10 protein-coding genes are annotated in these 9,321 nt (G+C 40.9%); all 10 read left to right on the top strand.

Annotation, left to right across the window (positions count from 1 at the left end; all coding sequences use genetic code 11):
• Positions 1–78 precede the first annotated feature (78 nt).
• A complete protein-coding gene (gene cobS, locus N2257_07870; GenBank protein MCX7794300.1) occupies positions 79–891 on the top strand; it encodes an adenosylcobinamide-GDP ribazoletransferase in 813 nt (270 codons plus the stop codon).
• Complete coding sequence (locus N2257_07875; protein MCX7794301.1) at positions 885–1,559, top strand: histidine phosphatase family protein; 675 nt, start codon at positions 885–887, stop codon at positions 1,557–1,559. Before cobS ends, N2257_07875 begins: the two co-directional genes overlap by 7 nt.
• 2 nt (positions 1,560–1,561) lie before the next feature.
• A complete protein-coding gene (locus N2257_07880) occupies positions 1,562–3,067 on the top strand; it encodes a cobyric acid synthase (protein ID MCX7794302.1) in 1,506 nt (501 codons plus the stop codon).
• Positions 3,064–4,194, top strand: a complete 1,131-nt coding sequence (cbiB, locus tag N2257_07885) for an adenosylcobinamide-phosphate synthase CbiB (GenBank protein ID MCX7794303.1) — start codon at positions 3,064–3,066, stop codon at positions 4,192–4,194. Before N2257_07880 ends, cbiB begins: the two co-directional genes overlap by 4 nt.
• The gene (cobD, locus tag N2257_07890) at positions 4,191–5,303 is read left to right on the top strand and encodes a threonine-phosphate decarboxylase CobD (protein MCX7794304.1); all 1,113 of its coding nucleotides are present in this window, start codon (positions 4,191–4,193) and stop codon (positions 5,301–5,303) included. Before cbiB ends, cobD begins: the two co-directional genes overlap by 4 nt.
• Positions 5,293–6,603 carry a cobyrinate a,c-diamide synthase gene (locus N2257_07895; GenBank protein ID MCX7794305.1) on the top strand — a complete coding sequence of 437 codons (1,311 nt, stop codon included), beginning with the start codon at positions 5,293–5,295 and terminating at the stop codon, positions 6,601–6,603. Before cobD ends, N2257_07895 begins: the two co-directional genes overlap by 11 nt.
• A complete protein-coding gene (locus N2257_07900; GenBank protein ID MCX7794306.1) occupies positions 6,591–7,598 on the top strand; it encodes a precorrin-8X methylmutase in 1,008 nt (335 codons plus the stop codon). Before N2257_07895 ends, N2257_07900 begins: the two co-directional genes overlap by 13 nt.
• Positions 7,595–8,398, top strand: coding sequence for an energy-coupling factor ABC transporter permease (locus N2257_07905; GenBank protein ID MCX7794307.1), 804 nt, complete (start codon positions 7,595–7,597; stop codon positions 8,396–8,398). Before N2257_07900 ends, N2257_07905 begins: the two co-directional genes overlap by 4 nt.
• Positions 8,395–8,697, top strand: a complete 303-nt coding sequence (locus tag N2257_07910) for a hypothetical protein (protein ID MCX7794308.1) — start codon at positions 8,395–8,397, stop codon at positions 8,695–8,697. Before N2257_07905 ends, N2257_07910 begins: the two co-directional genes overlap by 4 nt.
• Positions 8,698–8,750: 53 nt before the next feature.
• On the top strand, positions 8,751–9,321 hold a 571-nt coding region (cbiQ, locus tag N2257_07915), incomplete at its 3' end, for a cobalt ECF transporter T component CbiQ (GenBank protein MCX7794309.1).

Raw genomic sequence — 9,321 nt, forward strand, 5'->3', positions numbered from 1 at the left:
GTCTTAAGATATATAAAGAGATGGCAACCTTTGAGGAAGCTGGGGTATCTAATGAGGTTCAAAATTGAGGATTAAAATATGAAAAGATATTTACTCGCACTTCAGTTTCTGACCATCATTCCTTTGAAGTTAAGGTTTAAGGTCACACCAGTAGAGATAGCAAGGTCTTCTCCGTTTTTTGTTCCAGTAGGACTTTTTCAGGGTATGGTTATACTTTCGGTGCTCGCTCTGTCTGAGTGGGTCTTTCATCAGGACCTTGCTATAGCCATTGCACTTCTCTCTTACATTCTCTTAAACGGTGCCTTTCATCTTGATGGTCTTGCAGACACCTTTGATGCAATAGCTGTTAAGTCCACTGGTGCTCCTCTTGTTGACAGGGAGAAGAGACTTGCTGTTGCAAGGGAGAGTGCCACAGGTGCAATAGGTGTGCTGGCAATGGTCTCTGTTCTCTTTCTTAAGTATCTCTCGCTTAAAAACATCTCTCATCTCATACCGTCCTTATACTATCTCTCCTTTCTCCTAATGCCGGTGGTCTCCAAATGGACAATGAATGTTGCCATGTTTCATGGAAGACCTGCAAGAACCGAAGGGCTGGGTTATCTATTTATGGCGAATTACAGGACAAAGGACTTTCTAATCGCAGGAGCATGGCTTTTATCTATATACAGTCTTATATATGCCCTATTTGGACATTACTTACCTGAAAGGTTCTATATATTCTGTATCTTTGTAACGTTGACTCTCTATTTATTCTCACTTCTCTGGCTTTCTTTTTTAAAGAAGAGACTGGGTGGCCAGACAGGTGATACACTCGGAGCCCTGAATGAGATCAGTGAATTAATATTTCTTCTGCTATTAATCTTATGGTGGAGGTTCAGTATATCATGGTAAAGACACTTTATATTATAAGGCACGGTGTAACCGAAGGTGATGGGATCAAGAGATACAAGGGGAGTATGGATGTACTACTTTCAGAAAGGGGAATAAGACAGATGGAGAGGGTAGCATTCTATCTAAGGAGCGTTATAGCTGAGCAGAATCTGGTGCTATATTCTTCTCCGCTGAAGAGGGCATTGAAAAGTGCTGAGATAATAGGAAAGGAGTTCGGTCTTACACCTGTTGTGATAGAGGAATTAAAGGAGAGAAATTTCGGACTCTGGGAAGGCATGAGTTATGAAGAGATAATGATGACCTATCCTGAGGAATTTGAGGCATGGAGAAGTAACCCACTCAGATACAGTCCGCCAGGAGGTGAAAGCACAATTGAGGTGAGAGATAGGGTAATGAAAGGTCTAAAGAAGATAGAGCAGCATAGCAGGGCATTAGAGCAGCAGTTAAATATGAAAAATAATAATCCAGCCTCCAATGTTTCAGGTATTTCTACCAGCTCAATTATTGTTGCCCATGGTGGTGTAAACAGGGTCATACTCTGTGAGATCCTCGGGATACCTCTTGAGAATATCTTCAGGATTGAACAGGAGCATGCCTGCATTAATGTAATCCAGTTTCACGATGGTTATCCTGTTGTTAAATTATTGAATTTCACATTGAGGGATTAAATATGGCAAAGGCTTTAATGATCCAGGGTACAGGTTCAGGAGCTGGCAAGAGCCTTATAGTTACGGCTCTCTGTAGAATTTTTAATAAGAGGGGGATAAAGGTTGCTCCCTTCAAGGCCCAGAATATGGCATTGAATTCCTTTGTCACAATGGATGGAGGAGAGATCGGAAGGGCGCAGGCACTTCAGGCAGAGGCAGCCAGAACCGAACCATCTGTTGATATGAATCCTGTTCTTCTTAAGGCATCCGGTGAAAAGGGCTGCCAGGTAATTGTTCATGGTAGGGTTTACGGAAATTACGAGGCAAAGAGATATTATTCTCTGAGGGAAGAGCTATGGCCCTCTGTGAAAGAATCCTTAGAAAGGCTGTCTGAAAGATATGAGCTCTTGGTTATAGAAGGTGCTGGAAGCCCTGCCGAGATAAATCTCCTTGAAGCGGATATTGTAAACATGAGAGTGGCCAAATATGCAAAGGCACCTGTATTGCTAGTAGGTGATATAGATAGAGGAGGTGTTTTTGCATCACTCTACGGAACGGTGAAACTTCTTGGGCGTGACGCTAGATATATAAAGGCATTTGTGATTAATAAATTCAGAGGTGACAGGGACATCCTCACCCCTGGACTCAGTCTAATAGAAGAAAAGACCGGCAGACCTGTTATTGGTGTCATTCCTTACCTGAGGGATATAATGTTGCCGGAAGAGGACGGACTGAGCCTTGATAATAAGAGAGTTCAAAATTCAATATACAATGTTCAGGGTACTTCTCAGATTAAGATCGTGGTTCTCAGGCTGCCCTATATTTCAAATTTTACAGATTTTGATCCCCTATTCTATGAGCCTGATGTTGAGCTCCTCTATTCCAGGAACCCTGCTGATATAGAAAATGCTGATATTGTGATAGTTCCAGGAACAAAAAATACAGTCAGAGACCTTATCTTTCTTAAGGAGAATAATCTTGATGAGAGTCTGAAGAGGGCCTTTGAGAAGGGAATTCAGATAATAGGCATCTGCGGTGGATACCAGATGCTTGGAAAAAGAATAGCTGATCCGTCCTGTCTGGAAAGCAGTGTAAGAGAGATAGAAGGGATCGGTCTTCTTGAAATAGAAACAGTATTTCAGGAGCCAAAGTTAACAGCACAGATAGAGGCTGAGGTAAATTCTGAGGCCTTCGGTCTGCTCTCCTCTGCACTTAAAGGTTATGAGATCCATATGGGACGAAGTACAGGTGATACGGGATTATTCAGGATAAAAAGATTTTCCCATCCCCAAAGTCCTGTCCTTGATGGTTCTATGAATGGCAATTGTTGGGGTACCTATATACACGGGATCTTTGATAACGATCACTTCAGGCGGGCCATTATAAATTCAGCAAGAATGAAGAAGGGCCTTGAGCCTTTGAGCTTCACATACAGTTACAGGGAGTTAAAAGAAGGGTTAATAGATTCACTCTCAAAAAGTATTGAAGAACACATTGATATGTCCTTTATATGGAGACTTCTTAAATGATCGATGCCATAAAAGATTGTTTCACTATTGAGGGATGGCAGATAGCACTTGCCTTTCTGATTGATCTCCTTATAGGAGATCCCAGATGGTTGCCCCATCCTGTAAGGATAATGGGTTTTTTTATCCATAGGCTCGAGATTCTCTTAAGAAGATTTTTTAAGGGTGCCGCTTCTGAAAGAATTGGCGGAGTCTTTCTTATGCTAATCATGGTATCCTCCACATTTTTTATCTCGTGCCTGGCTGTATCACTTTTTTACAGGCTGGCTGATGAAGGTGCAATATTAATAGGTGCTGCTACCACTTTTATTTTTGTCCTTGTTATTTCTACGACCATTGCAACCAGAGAACTCATTACTTCGTGTATGAAGGTTATTGATTATCTCAAAGAAGGCAATCTCAAAATGGCAAGGAATTCCCTCAGCATGATTGTTGGCAGGGATACAGAGAATCTTTCAGAAGAGGAGGTCTTAAGGGCGACAATGGAGACCCTTTCAGAAAACCTATCAGATGGAGTGGTTGCACCTCTATTCTATCTTGTCCTCGGAGGTCTTCCTCTTGCCATGACCTACAAGGTAATAAATACAATGGACTCCATGATAGGATATAAAAATGAAAGATACAGATATTTTGGCTGGGCTGCTGCAAGGCTTGATGACATCGTGAATTACATTCCTGCAAGGCTCTCTGCAGCCCTTATTATGATCTCAATATTCTTTGTTGAGACTGCAAAAAGCATTTACAGGATATTCAATAAACTCATCTTTAAGAAATCAGCTCCACTTAGGAGATTTATAATCCTTACAGTATTCATGATCTATGATTTTCTTCTTTTAATAAAGGATTCCCTTCTGGTTGGCTATCTGTTCACAAGGCGCTCCTTTCTTGTAACTCTCATGGACGGGAAAAACCATCCAAGCCCAAACAGTGGTTATCCTGAGGCAGCCCTTTCAGGAGCCCTGGGTATAAGGCTGGGTGGTCCCGCTACCTATGAAGGAGTGGTGGTAAATAAACCCTATATTGGTCTATCTTTAAGGGCATTAGATACAGCAGTGGCAATGGAGGGTATTATACTTGTTACTCTATCAGCTCTGATTGCTGCAATGATAGCTGTGCTGGTGAGGTTATGAGAGGTTTTTTCCATAAGTCTGACTCTAGATGTAACTATGAATTCCTACACGGAGGAGACATATACAGTCTTTTAATGGAGGGATTCAGGTATGAGGATATTATTGACTTCAGTGCATCAGTAAATCCCCTTGGGCCTCCTGACTCAGTTATGAATGCCCTTAGGGATAATCCGGTAATACTCAGGCATTATCCTGACCCCTGTTCATGGGAATTAAGAAGGGCAATAGCTGATGAGCATAATATTGAGCCTGATAGAGTGATTACAGGTAATGGAAGCACAGAATTGATTTATCTCCTCGTAAGGTCATTAAGACCTAAAAGAGCCCTCATTCCTGCTCCAACCTTTTCTGAATACGAAAGGGCATGCAGGATTTATGGATCAGAGGTGGAGATTTACCACTTATATGAAGAAGATAAATTTGATATAGATCCTGATAAATTTATCTCATCACTCATCACCAGTTATTCATCTCGTTCTTTTAACATGGTATTCCTCTGTAATCCCAATAATCCTACAGGCCGATTGATGAAAAGGGAAGATGTAATTAAGATTGCAGAGGCTGTAAGAGACCTGAAATGTTATCTTGTTGTTGATGAGGCATTCATGGATTTTGTCCCTGAAGAGAGCATTATAAACATGGTGAAGGAAAATCCCTATCTTATTGTCCTCAGATCCATGACAAAGTTTTATGGTCTTGCAGGGCTCAGACTGGGTTATGGAGTTTTTGATAAAGACCTCGCAGAAGAACTCCTTTATTACAAAGAGCCCTGGACAGTTAATGGCCCTGCCCAGATAGCTGGAATTACATCACTTAATGATAAAGCTTTCAGATTATTAACTCTACAGGTGACAGAAGAGTGGAAGAAAGACATGGAGAGTCTTTTTGAGGAAAGGGGAATCTACTATATTCCTTCTGCAGCTAATTTTTATATCTTTAAAGCTCCTGAAAGAACAGCTGAGATCCTCAGAAAAAAGGGGATACTAATAAGAGACTGTTCAAATTTCAGAGGTCTTAAAAAAATTAATGGATATGCCTGGTTCAGGGTTTCTGTGAGGAATCCTGAGGAAAACAGAAGATTAATGGAGGCCTTAAAATATGCACTCTAAATTTCTTCTGGCCGGCACTCACAGTGGTTCAGGAAAGACAACCCTCACGATAGGTATTCTTGGAGCATTGCTTGAGAGGGGAATTAAGGTCCAGTCATTTAAGGCAGGTCCTGATTTTATAGATACCGGACTTCACGGTATAGTAACTGGAAGCCTATCAGTAAACCTTGACCTCTGGATGATGGGTGATGACTATGTTAAAGGAATATTCAATAAATACAGTGAAGGAATGGATGCAGTTATTATTGAAGGTGTTATGGGGCTTTTTGATGGAACTCCATCAGCAGCTGATCTTGCGAGATTCCTGAAGGTGCCGGTTATTCTAATCATAGATGCCTATGGCATGGCAGAAAGCATCCGTCCTGTTGTGAGAGGCTATATGGAGGAAGCAATGGATAAGGGTATAAGGATATCGGGGTTGATATTCAACAGGACTGGAGGAATAGAACATTATAAAAGACTCAGGGAATCGATCAGGGATCTGAATATAGAGGTCTTTGGTCATCTTCCAAGAAACAGGAATTTCCAGATTCCTTCAAGACATCTGGGATTATACAGGGCAGAGGAATCTCCCCTTTCTGAAGATGCAATAGGAGAACTGAAAAAAATGGTGAATGAGTTCATAGAAATTGATTCACTGCTTAAGAAGACAAAGGTCAAGGAGTATATTCCTTCTTTTCAATCAGAAAGGGATAAAAAGATAACTGTTGGTATTGCCCGGGATGAGGCCTTCAGCTTTTATTACAGGGATGTTCTTGATGGATTAAGGGAACAGGGAGCTGAGATTATCGAGTTCAGTCCATTAAATCATGAAGCAATACCAGATAACCTGGATTTTATTTACATAGGTGGTGGCTATCCGGAGCTCTATGCTGAGAGGCTTTCCAGAAATCATTCAATGAAGGAATCCATAAGAAAATGGATCCAAGATGGTCTTCCCCTTTATGCTGAATGCGGAGGACTCATGTACCTATCAAGGGGTATTTACATCGATAATCTATTCTATCCAATGACCGGTGCCCTACCCTTTACAGTGAGGATGATGAAGAGGCCTGTACTCGGATACAGATATGTTGAACTCATAAATACAGGAATCCAGTGCCGAGGACATGAATTCCATTATTCAATGATAGAGGGAGGAGATGAAGGAGTTGAGAAGATTTTCAGAGTTTTTTCAAAAGATGGAATATATCTGAAGGAAGAAGGTTATCTTTTTAAAAAGACGCTTTCAACATATATTCATCTTCACAACATAGATAGAATCATTAAATGGCTTACGGAGGGTTCATGGACAAAATAATACTCGTTGGTCACGGAAGTCCTGAGGATGGAGCAAACAATCTCCATGAGATGGCCCTGCTTCTTCATAGTCTCATTCATCCGGTTTGCATAAGGGAATGTGTGAAGATAGCTTATCTTCAGTTTGGAAGTCCTGATATCATGGAGGCCATAGAGGAATCAGTCCATTCAGGAGCAAAAAGGATCATAATTCATCCCTTTTTTCTCTCAAAGGGAGTGCATGTGAAAAGGGATATACCAGAGATAATAGAAAGGGCAAGGTCTTCATATCCAGATCGTGAGTTTTTCTATACCGAGCCCCTGGGATTCAATGAATGGACTGCGAGACTGGTATTCGAAAGGATAAAGGATTTCCTTAAACAGCCTTCTTATGGAGAATGGATAGAAAAAACAAGCCTTGAGCAGATATCAGAGGAATTTGGTCTAAAGGACGATTCTTTAGAAACAGAGGTAATAAAAAGGGTGATTCATGCAACTGCTGACCCTGAATTCAGAGATACACTCCTCTTTCATCCAGAGGCTATAAGGACAGGAATAAGGGCAATAAAGTCAGGCAAGGACATATTAGTAGATGTTGAGATGGTAAAAGCAGGTATTAATAAGAGGGGGCTTGAGCCTTTTGGTGGAAAAGTGATCTGTAATATAAATAATGAAGATGTTGTAAGACTTTCAAAAGAGACAGGAAGAACTCGTGCGGAGACAGCCATAGAGATGGCATTAAAGGAAAACAGCAATATCGGTATCATAGCCATCGGAAATGCTCCAACAGCGCTTCTTAAGGTTATAGAGATTTTTAATAATCCATCGCCCATCACATATAATCAATCGCTCGTTATCGGTGTTCCTGTTGGATTTGTAAATGCACTGGAGTCAAAGGTATTACTTTCCTCACAGAAATTTCCATTTATAACAAACATCAGCAGAAAAGGTGGCTCGTCTGTGGCTGCTTCCATAGTGAATGCCTTAATAAAAATAACACAGGAGGTGAGTTCATGAAAACAAAGAATCAATTACAGAGGAAAGGAAAAATAAAGTTTAAAAGGAGAAAAACATATTTTTCTATCTTAGGTCTCTTTACTCTATTCTTTGTTCTATCTTCTAACAGAAATGCTTTTGCCATGCATATATCAGAGGGTATACTGCCTTTAAACTGGGCAGTCCTCTGGTGGATCGTTGCATTACCCTTTATTGCATGGGGATTGTATGAACTTAAAAGAAGGTCCTCAACTGAACTTTCCTTTAAACCCCTTGCAGGACTCATGGCTGCTGTTGTATTCCTTATATCATGTATGCCCGTTCCTGTTCCAACTGCAGGAACCTGTTCCCATCCTGCTGGTACCGGGATATCAGGAATTCTCGTTGGTCCTGCTGTAAGTATCCTTATATCAGCTGTTGCCCTTCTTATTCAGGCACTCTTTCTTGCCCATGGTGGTTTAAGTACCCTGGGAGCCAATATTGTGTCGATGGGTGTCATGGGTTCCTTTGCGGGTTATCTTACATTCAGGGTCTTGAGAAGATTTAACATCACTATGGCGGTCTCAGGATTTATGGCTGGATTATTTGCAGACTGGGCAACATACATAACCACATCTATTGAACTGGCATCGGGAATAAGAGGTGATGCTCCCTTTACGCCCCTTTTCTTGAAGATACTTGTAGCCTTTATACCCACCCAGTTGCCACTTGGTATTCTTGAGGGTGCAATGACATCAGGCATGGTTGTTCTCCTTTATAAAAAGAGGCCTGATCTTCTTGTGAAGATGAAGATTATAAAGGCAGAGGAGGTGAAAGCATGAATATACATGATGTTAGGTCAAGGATTCAGAATTATGGCAGGATTGTTTTATTACTTTTTTTGATCATTGCCTTTAATCTATCAATTGTCACTGCCTCTGAGAAATGGTCTGGTGTGGACGAATCTGTTATTGAAAGGTTTGCCAAAGAACATGGCAGAGAGGCAGGAGATCCATTAATAAACACAGATCAGGGAGACCTCCTCCTTTTTGTCTTTCTCATTGCTGGTGCAGTTGGTGGATTTTTTGCAGGATATTACTGGATGGTATTGAGTGAAGAAAGGGGGCCACAGTCCAGATAGGGGAAAGGATGGTTATCTTTTTGAATAATCATTTTAAACAGGATTCTTAATTTATGGAACTATTTTCTGAGTATTTCAATAAAGAGCATTTTCTTGCAAGAGTCGATGCAAGGATAAAGATCTTTGTGAGCCTTGCTGTTATGATTATGGTTCTGAGTTACAGGGGCTTTATGCTGCCATTGTTTGTACTCTCTTTATGCCTCCTGCTCTCTATCTGGATGAAGATACCGGTGAAGACCCTTATGTTAAGGTTTTCAGAGCCTCTCTTTATTGCCTTCATAATTATGATCGTGAAATTGTTCTCGGGAAAGGTTATTCTTTTTTCCATAAATATTATGGATGTGAATATTTCAGGGTACAAAGATGGATTCATAGATGGGCTCATTATTGCACTTAGAATCCTGGGAGCTGTCTCTGTATTATCTGTTACGGGATTTTCTACACCTTTTACAGAATTCATTGCAGGGCTTTCCTGGCTGAGGGTGCCAAAGGGTATCATAGAAATCCTTATGTTTGCCTATAGATATATCTTTGTGCTCCTTGAGGATGCAATGGTAATTTACAATGCCCAGAAAAACCGTCTGGGATACACAAATATAAGGCGAGGGCTAAGTTCCTTTGGCA

The organism is Thermodesulfovibrionales bacterium, assembly GCA_026417875.1.
GTDB lineage: Bacteria > Nitrospirota > Thermodesulfovibrionia > Thermodesulfovibrionales > CALJEL01 > CALJEL01.

Bases quoted from the DNA above. Each gene is read 5' to 3' on its own strand.
- cobS (MCX7794300.1), top strand. From the start codon at position 79: ATGAAAAGATATTTACTCGCACTTCAGTTTCTGACCATCATTCCTTTG.
- N2257_07875 (MCX7794301.1), top strand. From the start codon at position 885: ATGGTAAAGACACTTTATATTATAAGGCACGGTGTAACCGAAGGTGAT.
- N2257_07880 (MCX7794302.1), top strand. From the start codon at position 1,562: ATGGCAAAGGCTTTAATGATCCAGGGTACAGGTTCAGGAGCTGGCAAG.
- cbiB (MCX7794303.1), top strand. From the start codon at position 3,064: ATGATCGATGCCATAAAAGATTGTTTCACTATTGAGGGATGGCAGATA.
- cobD (MCX7794304.1), top strand. From the start codon at position 4,191: ATGAGAGGTTTTTTCCATAAGTCTGACTCTAGATGTAACTATGAATTC.
- N2257_07895 (MCX7794305.1), top strand. From the start codon at position 5,293: ATGCACTCTAAATTTCTTCTGGCCGGCACTCACAGTGGTTCAGGAAAG.
- N2257_07900 (MCX7794306.1), top strand. From the start codon at position 6,591: ATGGACAAAATAATACTCGTTGGTCACGGAAGTCCTGAGGATGGAGCA.
- N2257_07905 (MCX7794307.1), top strand. From the start codon at position 7,595: ATGAAAACAAAGAATCAATTACAGAGGAAAGGAAAAATAAAGTTTAAA.
- N2257_07910 (MCX7794308.1), top strand. From the start codon at position 8,395: ATGAATATACATGATGTTAGGTCAAGGATTCAGAATTATGGCAGGATT.